13 protein-coding genes are annotated in these 16,742 nt (G+C 42.2%); 6 read left to right on the top strand and 7 right to left on the bottom strand.

The features are described from left to right. Window positions 1-511 precede the first annotated feature (511 nt). From IEX80_RS10515 to IEX80_RS10505, 3 genes are all read right to left on the bottom strand, one after another. Window positions 512-697 carry a hypothetical protein gene (locus IEX80_RS10515; RefSeq protein ID WP_090533036.1) on the bottom strand — a complete coding sequence of 62 codons (186 nt, stop codon included), beginning with the start codon at window positions 695-697 and terminating at the stop codon, window positions 512-514. Window positions 698-798: 101 nt separating this feature from the next. Continuing rightward, on the bottom strand, window positions 799-1,488 hold the full coding sequence (locus IEX80_RS10510) for a sterol desaturase family protein (RefSeq protein WP_090533034.1): 690 nt from the start codon (window positions 1,486-1,488) through the stop codon (window positions 799-801). Between the two features lie 19 nt (window positions 1,489-1,507). Next, window positions 1,508-2,689 (bottom strand): AIR synthase related protein, encoded by a 1,182-nt coding sequence (locus IEX80_RS10505; protein ID WP_229701592.1) that lies wholly within the window; start codon window positions 2,687-2,689, stop codon window positions 1,508-1,510. 219 nt (window positions 2,690-2,908) lie between these two features. Here IEX80_RS10505 and IEX80_RS10500 point away from each other — a divergent pair, with 219 nt between their 5' ends. Next, window positions 2,909-4,684, top strand: a complete 1,776-nt coding sequence (locus tag IEX80_RS10500; protein ID WP_188832832.1) for a chloride channel protein — start codon at window positions 2,909-2,911, stop codon at window positions 4,682-4,684. A 164-nt stretch (window positions 4,685-4,848) separates the two neighbouring features. Here the strand turns inward: IEX80_RS10500 and IEX80_RS10495 are convergent, their stop codons facing one another. Further along, window positions 4,849-7,023, bottom strand: a complete 2,175-nt coding sequence (locus tag IEX80_RS10495) for a glutamine synthetase III family protein (RefSeq protein ID WP_090533030.1) — start codon at window positions 7,021-7,023, stop codon at window positions 4,849-4,851. A 598-nt stretch (window positions 7,024-7,621) separates the two neighbouring features. On the opposite strand from IEX80_RS10495, the gene IEX80_RS10490 reads away from it, so the two are divergent. The 3 genes from IEX80_RS10490 to IEX80_RS10480 all read left to right on the top strand — a co-directional run bounded on the left by IEX80_RS10490 (window position 7,622) and on the right by IEX80_RS10480 (window position 11,270). Beyond that, entirely contained in the window at window positions 7,622-9,229 is a 1,608-nt protein-coding gene (locus IEX80_RS10490; RefSeq protein WP_188832831.1) for an ammonium transporter, read from the top strand. Window positions 9,230-9,562: 333 nt separating this feature from the next. Then, a complete protein-coding gene (locus IEX80_RS10485; protein WP_188832830.1) occupies window positions 9,563-10,603 on the top strand; it encodes an outer membrane beta-barrel protein in 1,041 nt (346 codons plus the stop codon). Window positions 10,604-10,673: 70 nt separating this feature from the next. After that, window positions 10,674-11,270 (top strand): DUF4468 domain-containing protein, encoded by a 597-nt coding sequence (locus IEX80_RS10480; protein WP_188832829.1) that lies wholly within the window; start codon window positions 10,674-10,676, stop codon window positions 11,268-11,270. A gap of 130 nt (window positions 11,271-11,400) precedes the next feature. Here the strand turns inward: IEX80_RS10480 and IEX80_RS10475 are convergent, their stop codons facing one another. After that, complete coding sequence (locus IEX80_RS10475; RefSeq protein WP_188832828.1) at window positions 11,401-12,711, bottom strand: ammonium transporter; 1,311 nt, start codon at window positions 12,709-12,711, stop codon at window positions 11,401-11,403. A gap of 166 nt (window positions 12,712-12,877) precedes the next feature. On the opposite strand from IEX80_RS10475, the gene IEX80_RS27910 reads away from it, so the two are divergent. Continuing rightward, a complete protein-coding gene (locus IEX80_RS27910; RefSeq protein ID WP_262892439.1) occupies window positions 12,878-13,000 on the top strand; it encodes a hypothetical protein in 123 nt (40 codons plus the stop codon). 516 nt (window positions 13,001-13,516) lie between these two features. After that, window positions 13,517-14,356 (top strand): energy transducer TonB, encoded by an 840-nt coding sequence (locus IEX80_RS10470; RefSeq protein WP_188832827.1) that lies wholly within the window; start codon window positions 13,517-13,519, stop codon window positions 14,354-14,356. 515 nt (window positions 14,357-14,871) lie between these two features. Here IEX80_RS10470 and IEX80_RS10465 read toward each other — a convergent pair. After that, window positions 14,872-15,912, bottom strand: a complete 1,041-nt coding sequence (locus tag IEX80_RS10465; protein WP_188832826.1) for a hypothetical protein — start codon at window positions 15,910-15,912, stop codon at window positions 14,872-14,874. A 183-nt stretch (window positions 15,913-16,095) separates the two neighbouring features. Further along, the gene (locus tag IEX80_RS10460) at window positions 16,096-16,578 is read right to left on the bottom strand and encodes a YybH family protein (RefSeq protein ID WP_188832825.1); all 483 of its coding nucleotides are present in this window, start codon (window positions 16,576-16,578) and stop codon (window positions 16,096-16,098) included. Window positions 16,579-16,742 lie beyond the last annotated feature (164 nt).

The raw sequence follows: 16,742 nt of genomic DNA, 5'->3' as shown, positions 1-16,742 counted from the left end.
GTTTATTGAAGATAGCAAACATATTAACTGCTTTCAGCATTGCCTGTAAAAGCAAATGGCCGAATAATCTTTTGCTTTGCAATTTAATTATTCAGCCATTTTAAGCCCTGTTGCGCAACGGCCACAATTTGACCGGGGCTTTTTTTCGTTAGAAATAATTTGATTATATATTTATATTATTTCATAGTGAGTGAAAGTTAATGTATTGGTTAATAATTATTAATCAATACATTGACTTTGTTTTGAATTATGTTTTATATTTGAATAATACTTAAATTTTATCACCGCCTATGAAAACAAATATCGAAATCATCGCGCTCATCCTCTTTAGCTTTTTAATCGGCTTCTCCGTACACTTAGGCTTTACTATGTCAATTGTGTCGTTTGAATTTACGTTATTGAAAGATATATTAAACCCCGGAAATAGCTTTTGGAATCAACTAAATATCTCACTTTTAGTGTTGTTTCATCTTGGATTGTTAGCGCTGCCCTTCATAAGATCATCAAAGTATTATAAAGTCTTTTTGATCTTTATTCCGGCGTGTTTTCTGTTAACTGTTTGCACAAATACGGTCATCTTTTTATTAATAGCGCCGGATTTGGCAGTCTCGATGATTCCCTTTATAGTTATGTGGATCATCTGCCTGGTTAAAAAAGATAATTCTAAGCGCATACCATATGAGGTGTCGTTGAACATATAAGCAAGGATAAAATTCGATCTAACCAATTATAGCCGGGAGCATTTGCATCGCCTCCGGCTTTTATTTTTTATAAAAGGTGAGCTTATAAGCTTATTGTTTAAGGCTTATAAGTTTTAAATAACCTATCCCAGATGTTGGTATAAAAGCCGAAATTAAAATCAATTTCCAGGTGATGCCGATGGTGAAAAGAGGGTGTACCTAAATATTTAAAAGGAGCCATTTTTCGAACAGAGGCAGGAACGGGCTCAATACCTAAATGGCCCATGATACCGAAAAATAAATTGGCTGTAAGGTAAATCAGTACCGCATAGAAATTGAAACCATAAAGAGCCAATATTATAAGCCATAACGAGCCAAAGCCAATCGTTTCGATAGGATGGAGAACAAACAGGTCGATAGGGATAGGATCGGCGTAATGATGGTGAAATTTGTGGATCGCTTTATAAATAACTGAGTGGTGGATGAAGTAATGGAAAATGAACATAGCCAGGTCCATCAGCATAAATAAGAGCAAGAAATCAAGAAGGGTGTACCACTTTAACTGGAACGTGAGTGTTATATAGTTGTGCTTAAAAAGCCAATAACCGGCATAGGTGATCGCTGTGTTGATGGCATTGGTTAACATGCATACCAGAATCTCGTTTCGGCTTGTCCGTTTTATTGGTTTGTTGGATAGTTTTAAGATCAACCATCCGAATAGCAGGGCCAGGGTAGTAACAAAAAGGTTTTCGGCTAAAAATATCGCCCATAATTTTAATGGGGACAAAGTAGCCAAAAACCTCAGCATAAATTTATGTCGTTATTATTTACTCGTACTCAAACACTCCAAACTCCGATGTCACGGTTACTTTTTTAGTATCAGCCTTTTCTACACGGCCAATGATCTGTGCATCAACACCAAAGTTTTTTGAGATATTGATCAGGTCAGCAGCTATAGCTTCAGGCACATAAAGCTCCATGCGGTGCCCCATATTAAATACCTTGTACATTTCCTGCCAGCTGGTTTTTGACTCCTCGTGAATGAGTTTAAACAATGGTGGTACAGGGAACAGGTTGTCTTTTATAATATGCAAACCTTCTACAAAATGCAATACTTTGGTTTGCGCGCCGCCGCTGCAATGTACCATGCCATGAACCTGGCTGCGGTAGCCATCTAAAATTTGCTTAATGATTGGCGCGTAGGTACGGGTCGCGCTTAAAACGAGCTTGCCTGCTGTTACGGTTTCACCGTTGCCAATGTCAATAGCGTCGGTAAGGTTTTTACTGCCCGAAAAGATCAGCTCGTAAGGGATGGCCGCGTCATAGCTTTCGGGGAATTTATCGGCGATGGTTTTATTAAACACATCATGGCGGGCGGAGGTTAGGCCGTTTGAGCCCATGCCGCCGTTGTATTCTTTTTCATAAGTAGCCTGACCGTATGAGGCAAGCCCTACAATTACATCGCCGGGCTCAATACGGTGGTTAGATATCACATCTTCGCGCTTCATAAGGCAGGTAACCGTCGAATCAACAATGATAGTACGTACCAGGTCGCCTACATCGGCAGTTTCACCGCCGGTGGAGTAAATGCCTATGCCGGCCTCGCGCAGTTCGGCCAAAATTTCTTCGGTGCCATTAATGATCGCGGCAATAACTTCACCAGGAATTAGGCCCTTGTTACGGCCGATGGTTGATGACAGCAGTATATTATCTGTAGCCCCCACGCAGAGCAGATCATCAAGGTTCATGATGATGGCATCCTGGGCTATGCCGCGCCATACAGAGATATCTCCCGTCTCTTTCCAGTAAGTATAAGCCAGGGACGATTTGGTACCGGCACCATCGGCATGCATAATATTGCAATACTCAGGATCGTTGGTTAAGATATCGGGTACTATTTTGCAGAAAGCTTTTGGGAAAATGCCTTTATCGATATTTTTTATGGCATTATGAACGTCATCTTTGGAGGCTGATACGCCACGCTGATCATATCTTTGCGAAGAAATCATGGGCAAATATAATGCTATTAACCTTAATTTTCAGAAAGAGTGCTACTCCTTATACGGAGTTTAAATTATGGGTGTGACCTGATTAATAAAATTGACCGAAATTGTGTTTCTTTGTAAGAAAATAGACTGGTGTATATGACCAGTCTGTTTTATCAGCTTAATTGAAAACAATTCGCGCTCATAACTCTTCATCAGCAGAATTGGTAGTATATACTTCTTATGTTAAAAACGCTTTCCTACAAAATAAACCGCTGGCGGTTAAAACGCAATAGTCAACGTAACTTTTTAATTTATTGCAGCGTGTTTGTAGGTTTTATGGGCGGACTGGCCGCCGTTGCCCTTAAGTTTTTAGTGCATTTAATGGAAGAGTTAAGCCGGAATATCTCTTCGCACCTATATTATCATATAGCATATGTGTTTTTACCTGCAATAGGCATTTTGGGTACGGTGCTTTATCAGCACCTGATCAACCGCGATAAGATTGAAAAAGGGATAGGTAAGGTGCTCATCAATATCAAAAAGAACCGCTCAAACATCAAAGCCAATAATATTTATTCGCATTTAATAACAAGCTCGTTAACCGTAGGCTTCGGCGGTTCGGCAGGGTTGGAGGCGCCTATTGTTTGTACAGGTACAGCCATCGGTTCAAACGTAGGTAAGTTTTTTAAGCTTACACCCTATGAAAAAACGGTATTGTTAGCTGCAGGATGTTCGGCGGGCATAGCTGCGGTATTTAACAGCCCTATTGCCGGGGTGCTTTTTTCGCTGGAGATATTAATAGGAGAGATCACCATTCCTACTTTTATACCTTTATTAATAGCCTCCGCTACGGGAGTTGTGGTTTCCAAATTATTATACTCGGGGCAATTGTTCCATTTGGTTACCGAAGGCTGGGCAATGAACGCCCTGCCCTTTTATGTGCTGCTTGGCATATTAAGCGGATGGATAGCGATATATATATCCAAAGTAGGGGGTAAACTTGAAGGAGGGATCCTTAAAAAACAAAACCGATATGTGAGGGCAGTTGGTGGCGGTGTGATATTAGGGTTGATCATTGCTGTGTTTCCTCAATTGTTTGGCGAGGGGTATCATTATCTCACCGAAATTTTAAATGGTAATATCAATGTATTAAAGGAAGAAAGCTTTTTTGCCAACTGGCTTTCCGAACCGCTTGTCATGCTGTTATTTATAGGGGCACTCGTGTTTACCAAGATCATTGCTGCGGGTATTACCATTGGTGCCGGTGGCAATGGCGGTACATTTGCACCTACGGTATTTACGGGTGCCTTCCTGGGGTTGTTTGTGGCTTATGGGGTTAATCAAACCGGGCTGATACATTTAAATACGGTTAATTTTATTGCGGTGGGTATGGCGGGGGCCCTGGCTGGCGTATTGCATGCCCCCTTAACTGCTATATTTTTGATAGCCGAAATTACCGGTGGATATGTGCTTTTTATTCCGCTCATGATCGTATCGGCTATGTCATACATCATATCGCGCTATTCATCGCCCCATAATATGTACTGGAGCCAGCTGATTCATCATAATAATATTCACCCGGGGCAGGATTACGGCATGCTTAACAGTATAATGCTTGATAGCATCATTAACCGCAAATACACCCCGGTTGATAAACAAATGCCGGTTGGCGAATTTTACCAGGTACTGGCAAAAACCGATGCTAATATTTTCCCGGTGCTTAAAGGGGACGGAAGCCTTGAAGGTGTTGTATTGATAGACGACATTCGCCGGCGCTTGTTCAATAAAGACATCGCGGATGAAAATATAGCCGATATCATGATTGAACCACCGGCTATAATTGATTATGATCAACCGGCCAGCAGCGTTATGGACACCTTTGATGCCATTGACGTATGGCAGTTACCGGTAGTAAAAGATGAGGTTTTTATCGGCTTTATATCCAAATCGGCATTGCTATCAAAATACAGAGCTGTGATTATTGAACAGCATAAGGCGAGTGATTTGTTTGCGTAGGAATAAAAAATAAAAAAATGTCATTGCGAGGAACGAAGCAATCGCATGCTATACAGAGTGGTCACGCTTCCGTGCGATTGCTTCGTTCCTCGCAATGACATGATAATACGAATGCCACTAACTTTATAGTTAGTGGCATTCGTACCAATTTGTAAAATTCCGTTCTATTTAATAAACAACAACTCCCTGAATTTTGGCAGCGGCCATTGGCGGTCATCAACCAGTTGCTCCAGTTTATCAACGTGGTAGCGGATAGGCTGGAAGAATGATTTTACCTTTTCATCGTAATCAATAGCGCGCTGACGAAGGTCGTCAATAACGTTAGCTTTTTTACGCTCTTCAACCATTTGCTCGGTATTGGTTTTAATGAAGTTCACATGCTCGGAGATCCTGTTAATGATGTCCAGCTGCGAAGCATAAGTTGCTTTATCCAGGCCAATGTCTTTTAGTCCTTTTACATTTTCAATCAGTTTGCTTTGATAAGCAATTGCTGCCGGGATAATCACGTTCATCACCATTTCGCCAATTACGCGGGCTTCTATCTGTAGCTTTTTGTAGAAAGCATCAAGCAAGATCTCGTGACGTGCATGCGCTTCACGCACGGTGAACACGCCGGTTTCGGCAAAAAGATGTTCCGACTTATCGTTTATTAAAGCATCCAGCGCTTTTGGTGTGGTTTTAACATTGGGTAAACCTCTTAGCGCGGCTTCTTTTTCCCATTCTTCGCTATAGCCATTTCCCTCAAAGCGGATGTTTTTTGATTCTTTGATGTACTTTTTGATCACCATTAATAAAGCCAGATCTTTTTTCTCGCCTTTTTTCATCAGCTTATCTACATCGTATTTGAATTTTTTAAGCTGATCGGCAACGATAAGGTTAAGAATGGTCATCGGGCTGGCCGAGTTGGCTGATGAACCTACCGCGCGTAGCTCAAACTTGTTACCGGTAAAGGCAAAAGGCGAGGTACGGTTACGGTCGGTATTGTCGGGCAAAATTTGCGGGATCTTAGGGATGCCCTGCCATAACAGGTTTTCTTCTTTAATTTTTTTGCTGATGCGGGATGTTTCTATCTCATCAAGCACGTCGCTAAGCTGGCTGCCCAAAAATATAGATATAATGGCCGGAGGGGCTTCATTGGCGCCTAAACGGTGGTCATTGTTAACTGATGCAATGGATGCCCTTAACAGGTCGGCATGCTCGTGTACCGCTTTGATGGTATTCACAAAAAAGGCCAGGAACATGAGGTTGTTTTTAGGCGTTTTGCCTGGCGATAACAGGTTTTTGCCTGTATTGGTTATCAGCGACCAGTTATTGTGCTTGCCCGAACCATTAAGGCCTGCGTATGGTTTTTCATGAAGTAATACCTTAAAGTTATGGCGCCTGGCAACACGGTCCATCAAATCCATTAACAGTTGGTTATGGTCGATAGCGAGGTTGATCTCTTCATATATCGGTGCACATTCAAACTGGGATGGAGCAACCTCATTATGACGGGTTTTAAGCGGGATGCCTAATTGCAATGCTTCGGCTTCCATATCCTGCATGTAAGCATACACGCGCTCAGGTATCGAGCCAAAGTAATGATCTTCCAGTTGCTGGTTTTTCGCCGACATGTGGCCGAATAAAGTGCGGCCGGTTAAATAAAGATCGGGACGGGCATTAAATAAGGCCAGGTCAACCAAAAAGTATTCCTGCTCAATACCTAATGACGCGTTTACCTTTTCAATGCCCTTATCAAAATAATGGCAAACATCAACGGCTGCTTTGTCAAGCACGTTCAGTGCCTTTAATAAAGGTACTTTATAATCAAGTGCTTCGCCGGTGTACGATACGAACACTGTTGGGATACACAGGGTACGCGCCATTAAAAAGGCAGGCGAAGAAGGGTCCCATGCGGTATAACCGCGGGCCTCAAATGTATTACGGATGCCGCCACTCGGGAAGCTTGAGGCATCAGGCTCCTGTTGTGCAAGGGCATCGCCCGAAAAACGTTCTATAGCGCCGCCATCTGCGGTGGGCTCAAAAAAAGCGTCATGTTTTTCGGCCGTAGTGCCGGTAAGCGGTTGAAACCAGTGTGTATAATGGGTTGCGCCTTTGCCTAAAGCCCAGGCTTTCATTGCCGAAGCGATCTGTTCTGCCAGGTCGCGCGGGATCGGCTCACCTTTTTCAATTGAATTTACAATTCCCTGGTAAGCCTCTGATGAAAGGTATTCCTTCATCTTCTTTTTATCAAAAACATTCGATCCGAAATAATCGGAAATTTTTGGTGAAGGCGGTTTTACTTCAGGGATAGTTCTTGAAAGTACATCCTGTAAGGCTTTAAAACGAATATTGGACATATTTTATGAGGTTTAAATAAAGGTTAGTGTTCAAAAATATAACTATCCTTTAAAATATCGGGCAAAATTAAGTGAAATATAACATACCACCTAATCATTAAAAAACTGATATAATTTAAAGGAAAGTCTTAATTCTTTTAAAAATTCTGCCTTAAATCAATAAAATCGTGTTTTTTTAATGTTTTTGGGCGTGTTTTTGATTTTAAAACTGGTTAATTGGTGTTTTTAACTGTAAAAATTAGATTTTTCAATTTTTTTTATGATGAAAATGAATTTAGATTGAAAATATCATTTTTAAATGTTTAAAAAATGACATTGTAGGAGCCTTGTTTTTGCAATTTTCATAATTTTTCGATTTTTTACCATTAATTTATCATTAATAATTTGTTATTCTTAAAAATACTACCTAATTTCAGAAAATAATTTACGAAAACACACCAATTATTATGCTTTTTATAAAAAAATGAAAAAGATTAAAGGCAGGATTGAGGATTTGGAGGTGAAAAGGGTTTTGTAATTCAGGATAGCAATCAAACTAAATTTAAATACAACAATCAAACTAATTAATTTTTAAAAAACAATCAAACTAAATTAAACGATGAAAGTAGGTTCTACAAAACACAACTTCCTAAGTGCAGTCCGACAGCTGACACGTGAAAAATGGGCGCTGGGAGCAACCATTTTTACAGGGAAAATGATTGGCTTATTGCTGGTGTTTGCCGCAATGATGGTTTTGCCAGGTGTATTTGGCACAAAAGCTAACGCTGCCGAAACGTACACCGCCCATGAAACAGCGTTAATTAACACGGTTAATACTGTTTGGACACTGGTTGCTGCCTTTTTGGTATTTGGTATGCAGGCGGGTTTCGTTATGCTCGAGGCTGGTTTCGCCCGTAAACGCGAAACAGTGAACGTGCTGATGGAGTGTATTTTTGATACTTGTCTTTGTGGTTTACTATTTTACGCTATAGGTTATGCCTTTATGTTTGGCAACGGTAACGGCTTTATTGGCTGGGGCGGTGCTGATGGCAAAACCTGGTTCTTCCTCCAAAACACACCTGAAACTTATGGTTCAACCGGTATCCCGGTATTGGCACACTGGATTTTCCAGTACGCTTTTGCTGATACCTGCTCAACCATCGTATCAGGTGCAATGATCGGTCGTACCAGTTTCCGTGGCGATATCCTTTACAGTATCGGTATTACCGGCTTTATCTATCCTATCATCGGTCACTGGGCATGGGGTCCGGATGGTTTCCTTGCCTTAATGGGAACTTCAGGCTTCTTTAAATCAATAAGCGCTCAGCCTTTCCGTGACTTTGCAGGTTCAACAGTAGTACATACTATTGGTGGTGTGGCTTCTTTGGCTGGTGCAATGGTATTAGGCCCACGCTTAGGCAGGATATTTGCCCGCGATGATAAAGAAAAAGGCGGTTTGCCTCCAGGTCACAACTTATTGGTTGCTGCTGTAGGTGGTTTTATACTTTGGTTTGGTTGGTATGGTTTTAACCCTGGTTCAACGCTATCAGCAATGGATATGCAGGGTATCGGCCGTGTTGCTGCTAACACTACACTTGCAGCCTGCGCCGGCGGTTTTGCTGCTATGCTTGCCGCTTTATGGTTTGGTCCAACTAAAGGTAAATTTGATTTGGCCTTTACAATAAATGGATTTTTAGGTGGCCTTGTTGCAATTACCTGTCCTTGTTATTGGGTAAGCCCGCTTGGCGCGATCCTGTTGGGTGTGGTTGCCGGCTTTGTAATATTTGCAGGTGTTTACCTGATCGAGTGGTTCCGTATCGATGATCCGGTTGGTGCGGTGTCAGTACATGGTCTTTGCGGTATCTGGGGTACTTTATCATTGGGTTTATTTGCTTCAGGCCAGTATGGTGCTACAGGCCCAACAGGCGCAGATAACTCTGCTCCGGTAGCAGGTTTGTTCTATGGCGGCGGCTTTGATGTGTTGAAGGCGCAGCTTATAGGTAGCTTGACTATTACCGTTGCTGTGTTTGTAATTACTTATGTGATGATGTTTGTGATCAACAAATTAGGTCATCCATGGAAATTACGTATCGAAGAGCATGGTGAAACAGGCGCAGGTGGTATCGACGTATTTGACCACGGTATCGAAGTTTACCCAGTTCAGGATGATGAGATCAGCTTAAGCGGCCTTTTTGATAATGGCGCTAAGGTTGCTTCTGAAGCCTGATCATATAGGAGCTTAACAGCTTAAACAAAGATATTGATGCCTTGTGCGGTTGGAGAGTGGTAGTATTAGCCTATAGTCCTCAGTTTAAAGTCGGGAGTTCATTTCTGACTTTAAACTAAGGTGGTGGCTTAAGACTAAACAGCATTTCATATTAAAACAGCAGTAGTTGTTTAAATGAACGTTGACGTTGCCAATCGTGCAGGGATTTTTTATGCCGACACATAAACTATCCTTTTAACTGCAAGGTGTTGATAATCAAATAATAACAGTGTATTTCCCCGAAAAAAACAACAATTAACAAATAGTTTATCAATTCACAATTAAATCGTTATCATGAAAAAAGTATTTCTACTCTTCTCATTTTTTTCAATTGCGGCCTTTACGGTTAAGGCTCAGGACACGGTTAAAACAACCTCAGATTCCCCTCTGGTGATCTACGGTTCGGTAGATACCTATTATAAATATGATTTTTCTGATAAGGGTTCGCAAATCCCTACCAGCTTTGCAAGTGATCATAATTCAGTATCAATTGGTATGATTGATCTGGGTTTGAAGAAAAAAGTTGGTAAAGCAGCTTTTGTGGGCGAGCTTTCATTTGGTCCGCGTGGCCAGGCCCAATCAATTCCTAATGGTCCTAATGGCGATTCATTCCACATTCAAAATTTGTATGTATCATATGATTTAACCGATAAATTAAACCTTACCGGTGGTTATATGGCTACCTTTATTGGTTATGAGGTTATTAGCCCGGTAGGTAACTTTAACTACTCTACTTCGTATTTATTTACCAACGGTCCGTTCCAAAATCCTGGTGTTAAATTAACTTACGCGTTTAGTGATAAAGTAAGTTTAATGGCGGGTATTTTTAATGATACCTGGAACAATTATACTTCAACGCATAAGGTAAATACTTTCGGCTCACAGTTGTTTGTATCTCCTGTTAAAGGATGGACTGCTTATCTTAACCTTGCTACCGGAAGTACTTCAGGTACCGAAGTTGATTTAACAACCGCTTATCAAATTACTGATGCCTTTAAACTGGGCTTAAACGGCGCTACTTATTCAGTTCCGCATGATGGCGGTGGTTTTAGCGGCGTTGCTTTGTATCCGCAGTTAGCAGTATCAAAAACAGTAACTTTAGGTTTAAGGGGCGAGTACTTTAAAACTAAAAAAGGTGATTTAGTAACTTTAGGCCCTCCTCCGGGACAAAATGTTAAAGCATTTACCTTTACTGCAAATATCAAATCAGGCCCGCTTACTTTCATTCCTGAAATCAGGTTAGATCACGGCTCATCTACTTCATTCATTAACCACTCTGGCGATCCTTCAAAATCAGCCGGCCAGTTTGCTGTAGCTGCTGTGTACGCGTTCTAAAAAAATTAATTTAATCTATTTTTATCGCGAGCCGTTCCGGGTTATCCGGAACGGCTTTTATATTTGTTACATGAAAAAGATACTATTGGGCTTTGTCGGTCTCCTTTTTTCATCCGGCGCTTTTGCGCAGAAGGATTCACTGGCTTTTGATGAGAATAATAAATACATTTATTATAAAACGGTTGACCAGCCCGGCTCCATTGCAGATTCGCTTTATAGCAGGGGATTGTATTTTTTAACTAAGGCCTATCCTAAAAAGGTGCTTAAACTGGCAAAGGCCGATAAGGATGGCAATGCGCTTACCGGTACGGGTATTTTTTTGGTTAACAAAAAAGGCCTGATGGGAAATAGTGAAGGCGGTGAGCTAAGCTATACGCTTAAAGTAGAGGTAAAAGATGGTAAATACCGTTATTGGTTAACGGATTTTGTTTATCAGCCATATCAGCGTAATCGCTATGGTAACGTGGAACATATGCATGGCAAGGATGTTGCCCTGGAAAAGGCATCTGAAAAATTATCAAAGGTTGATTTTAACGCCTGTTTAAACCAGGTGGTGAGCAACAGCAAGCACATAGGCGATAATTTAAAGGCGTATATGCTTAAAACTTCGTCGCTTGAAAAGCATGACGTGAAAAAAGTAAAAAGGGTATCTACTAAAGAATGGTAATTTTCTTGAGATTGCAGTTGCAGTTTCAGTAAATAATGCGCAAGATGAAATAAAAGAGCCGCACGCTGTAAAGGGTGCGGCTTATTTTTTATGTTGTTAATTGAGTTTAATCAGGTAGGGTAGGATCTGGTTACAGTTCTTCGTCATGTTGGCTGATGTCAAGACCTGCAAGCTCTTCTTCTGGTGTTACACGCAGTGTGCTGATCATGTCGGTGATCTTTAATAAGATGAATGAGCCGAAGAAAGCGAAGGCTGATACACCTACAAGGGTAATTAAATGAATAATGAAAAGGTGTGTTTCGCCGTAAAATAAACCATTGCCGGTTGTATTAGCGGCGTTTACGTTTTGGTGTGCAAATACACCGGTTAATAACATACCAACCATGCCGCCTACACCATGGCATGGGAATACGTCGAGGGTATCATCAATGCTGGTTTTTGTTCTCCAGATCACAACCAGGTTGCTTACAACTGCTGCTACGATACCGATAATTAATGAATGAGGGATGGTTACATAGCCCGCTGCCGGGGTGATAGCCACCAAACCTACAACCGCGCCGATACAGGCACCTAATACACCTGGTTTTTTACCGCGAAGGATATCAAAAAACATCCAGGCCATAGCAGCCGCGGCTGATGCTGTAGTGGTTGTTGCCAAAGCGGTTGCTGCCAGTGTGCCCGAGCCAAGGGCCGAACCCGCGTTAAAGCCAAACCAGCCAAACCATAATAAGCCTGTGCCTAATAATACATAACTGATCCGGGCCGGGTTATGAGAGGTTTCATTACGGCCTTTTAAATATATGGCTGATGCCAAAGCTGCCCAGCCTGCACTCATGTGCACCACGGTGCCGCCCGCAAAGTCAAGTACACCTTTTCCGAAAAGGAAGCCTTTTGGATGCCAGGTAGCGTGAGCCAAGGGGGCGTATATGAAGATCATGAACAGGCAAAGGAAAATTACGTACGAGTTAAAGCGGATCCTTTCGGCAAACGCGCCGGTGATGAGGGCCGGGGTGATAACCGCAAATTTTAGCTGGAACATAGCAAATAATATCAGCGGGATAGTTGGGGCCAGTTCCCAGGTGGCGTTGCCCAATGTGCCTTTCATCATAAAGAAAGTGCCGGGATTGCCGATAAAGCCACCAAACTCATCTTCGCCAAAGGCAAGACTAAAGCCGAATATTACCCATATAACAGTAATTACACCCATACAAACAAAGCTTTGCAGCATGGTTGACAATACGTTTTTTTTGCTCACCATACCGCCATAAAAAAATGCCAGGCCAGGGGTCATGATCAGTACAAGGGCGGTACTTACTAATAGCCAGGCGGTATCACCTGTATCAATTTTGCTGTCTTTAATGGTTGTAAGAGTAACTGAAGGGTATAGAAGGGCTAATACAATTACAATTAAAAGTATGCCGAAGGGTATGAATTTTTTCATGTTTTGGGTTTAAGGGAGGAAAAAATGAAGGTTTGAATAATACTGCCCGATATCCAATCAAAAATACCGGACAGCATTAAAACTAAATTTTTTTAAAAAACAATAAATCCTGCATGCTTAATCAGAGCATGAGAGTTGGTTTATTGTTTTTTGCCTACCAAAAATCGTGAAACGGAAAAAGGATGAGTTTGCGGAACCTGGAGAGCTTGCTTGTATCCAGTTCGCAAATGAAATCAAGGTATTTAAATTTAATGGCGTAGCCGCCGGGCATTGCTACAAAGGCCTGTAAAGAATGTGCACCCCTATGCTGGTGTATATTAATAGCGGGCGTGAGTGCATTATTGAGTGCGAATTCAAAATTTAACGGGCGATGACGCGGTATTGTCGCAGATACCGTCGTTTTTTTTGTGGTTTTGTGGTAATAATGGTATAATCCACCCTTAGCGGACGCAGTGAAGCCGCTAAAGAGTAAAAAAAATAAGGCAATAAGTTTATAAAGCCTGTTAACCATATCTAAAAGTAATAAAAAAATAAAATAATTGCACTTTTTTTTAAAGTATTTTAAGTTTTTGATGATTTATATATAAAAATTATGTTTAAATGAATGTTTTTGTGCTGTTTTTATTTAATTTATAAAAAAATGGACCTGGTTATTGATTTTTAAACAGATTATTATGATTTGATGGTTTTTGTAAGAAGATGAAAATTTGATGAAAAATTAGACGAAATTATTTTCGATAAATTTAGTTTTATACAAAATATAATATAAGTATATTCGTTATAATTGAAATTTAATTTCGAAACTATGATTATCACCAAATTTGATTTGTACAATGCCGAGTGGCTCGACCTTGTATTTGACCATCGCAACAAAAATTACGGCGCTTATGAATTAAGACAAAGCTATGGGCGTACCATGACAAAATCCATGGGGATCGCCTTTGCGGCAGTAGCCCTTTTATCGGCTGCAGCCATTATTTTTAAGGCAAAGCCGAAGCCAATTGATAATAGCCGGACAATTGAAGTGACACTTGATCCTTCCATCCCCAAACCACCTGTTGAGGCTAAACCCAAGCAACCGGATGCTCCTGCTCCAATGGAGCATCAAAAGCCGGCTGCCCCGGTTGAAGCAAAAGGTTTCACCACGCCGCACCTGGTAACAACAGAGCCGCCAACAGACCCGCCTACAATAGATCAACTGAAAAATGTTGCCATTGGGCCGGTAGATGCAGCAGGGAAGAGTGGAACAGATAATGTAGCCAAAACAGACGAAGGAACTCCCGGAGGAACAGGAACTGCCAAAGTTGATGATGGCGTTCATACACTTGGTGAAGTACTTGAAGTAATGCCAGAACCTGTTGGCGGTGCTGCAGCATGGGCTAAATTTTTGCAAAAGAACCTGCGTTTCCCGGCGGTTGCCCAGGAGCAGGGTGTTTCAGGCAAAGTTCTTCTGAGTTTCATTATTGAAAAAGATGGCACTTTATCAAATATAAAGGTGGACCGTCCTGCAGGCTATGGTTTTGATGAGGAAGCCTTACGTGTATTAAAGCTTGCCAAAGCCTGGAAGCCTGGTGTGCAAAACGGCCAGAATGTACGGGTTAGGTACAGTATCCCGATAAGCTTTCAGTTAGCGACAGAAGAATAGGTAATAATTTGCTGTGTGTTTTTAATTAAATGTGTGTTATATAGTAGCTAACTGTTTCGGCCCCGTGCAAGCGGGGCTTTTTGTTATCCATCATGCCTCCCGGAAGTTGTTTAAGAACGATAAAACATTTTTGGTAGAGACGCATAATTGCGTCTCCCATAGGGTAAGCCGGTTTGTAAATCATTAAGTTCAGGAATTCGCATGTGGGAAACGCATGTGATGCGTCTCTACATAAAAAAACAAAATTCGTCATTGCGGGTAGCCACCCCGGAGAACCCGGAAAAAGTTGCGGTGATGTATAAAATAGATTTTAGCGCCGGTGCCCAGGGGCGCGTTAGTGATAGTAGTGGATACCGGCCTTGTGGCTAATGCCTGTGCAGTATGAGCGGATAGCACGGCCGCAGGCAACGCCCATATTTATAATATTGACCGGGAAAACGCATTTAACGATCAGTAATTTACAGTCGCGTTATTATAAGTAATGAAGTAATGACGCCTTTTTTATAAAATCTTCATCAGGCAGTTTTCAAAAAGCCTCTTAATACCTCATTATATAAAGACTGTGCCGAAACTATCGCCGAGTATTTTCCACTTTCCGTTATCACAATAAAGGGATCTTCATTTGCAAACAGGGCATTTGTTTGCTGCTCATTATCCCAGTTTTTGTCTATCTGTTTTTTTATCAGTACCGGCTTAAATAAATTATCAAGGTGTACGGTGCTGATATGCTTTGCGCCGCCTGTGCTTTCAATAGTTTGGCCAAGTTCGTTCTGTAAAAGCTGCTCGGCTAATAATTCGTTAGGTAAACCGGTGGTGTTTGAAAATGCCATCCAGGCGTGGCTCAGGGCAAGTATACCCTGCATCCAGGGCGGTGGCGGCGGTGGAGGATAATAACTGGCAGGCGGCAAGACGGCTAACGGGCCTAATAATGCCCATTGCGCGGCAGCCGCGCGGGCGGCATAAAAGGTTCTTAAGTATCGCGGGTCTTCTTTTAGCAATTGTTCCAGGAGGTCGCCGGGGCGGGCCCAGCCTAAATAAGTTTGCTCTCTTGCTTCGACAGTTGCTACAAAAACAATTTTATCGGGTTTTTTAAGGCGGTCGGCTCCGGCCAGCAAAACTAATAACCGGGTTTCCCACCAGGCATGGCCATCTTCAAGGTCGATCACAGCGACGCCCGAAGAAGTAGCCGCGCGCAGTGTTTCGAGGATATTGGAGGTGCCGCTGTCGGCAACATACTGTCCCCGGACCCCGATATTGGCGGGCACGGTAAAGCCCGAATTCGACAGTTGCTGGATTTTTGAAAAGTCGATCTTGAGGTCGCCATAGCCTATGCTGCCCCCGCGCTCAATAACTACGTTGAGAATTGCGAGGACAATAGGGAGCAGGCTAAGGATAAAAATACCGATCAAGACGGTGTTATTGGCCGAGTCGGCAGGCCAGCCTGTATAAACACGGAGCACCCCCGTGAGCAGCAGAAGTACCAATAAAACAACAACGGCGGTAATGATACTCACCTTTGGCGTAAACGGCCAAAAACTATGATCGCGCGGTTTCATTTATTTCGCCAATTGTGCTTGTGCAAATGCTAATTGCTGGTTGGTATGTTTTATTGCTGTTAGATGAATGAAATTAAATATAAATTATTGAAAAGCAATGCGTTGAACCACGTTTTGCGTGTGCGGTTTTTACGCGAATGTAAAAAGCGGCGTTATTTTACTGACAGCTGAGCCTGAACAGAATTATTTTGCAACTTCGGGAGCGGCCTGGGCCATTTCCCTTATAGAAACCCAACCGTAGGGGCTGTTTTTATACCTTACAAAAACAGTCATTGACCGCCCCCTGCCTACAGACGGCTTGCCGCCATTTACCGGGGTTGCCCTAAACGCGAATATGCAGGTTTCGATAATGGTGTTGCCATTAAAGGCGGTACTTTCAACCTGGTTCTGGATTAATTCCATCCTGGATGTACGGAACATGGCCGTTAACTGCCGGGCCAGCTGCGCGCGGCCGGTAACTACATTGTTGCCGCCAAAATATTTAACAATATCAGGATGGTGCAACGCTACTATAGCCTTTACATCACTATGAGCAAAAGCCGTAGTAAAAGCGGCCTTGGTTTTTTGAAGGGCAAGTTTGTCGGCGGCAAGGTTATCGCTTTGGGGAGCTGACGAACAGCCGCAAAATATTAAAACGATGAAAATAAGGTAGCGCGATGTTTTCATACCGGTTATTGATTTTTGATAACAAAATAGCGAATGCTAACGGTATGGGTTTGATGAATTGATGATTGTGTTGGGATAATTGACGAGATGCGGGTTGGGAGGGATGAAGGGGGCGGAAGTTACGCTATCGGTAAACTTGGGCCAGTGAAGGAGACCTGTGAAGG

The organism is Mucilaginibacter rubeus (assembly GCF_014643835.1).
In the GTDB taxonomy this organism is placed as follows: domain Bacteria; phylum Bacteroidota; class Bacteroidia; order Sphingobacteriales; family Sphingobacteriaceae; genus Mucilaginibacter; species Mucilaginibacter rubeus.
This window is presented reverse-complemented; position numbering and strand designations above follow the sequence as displayed.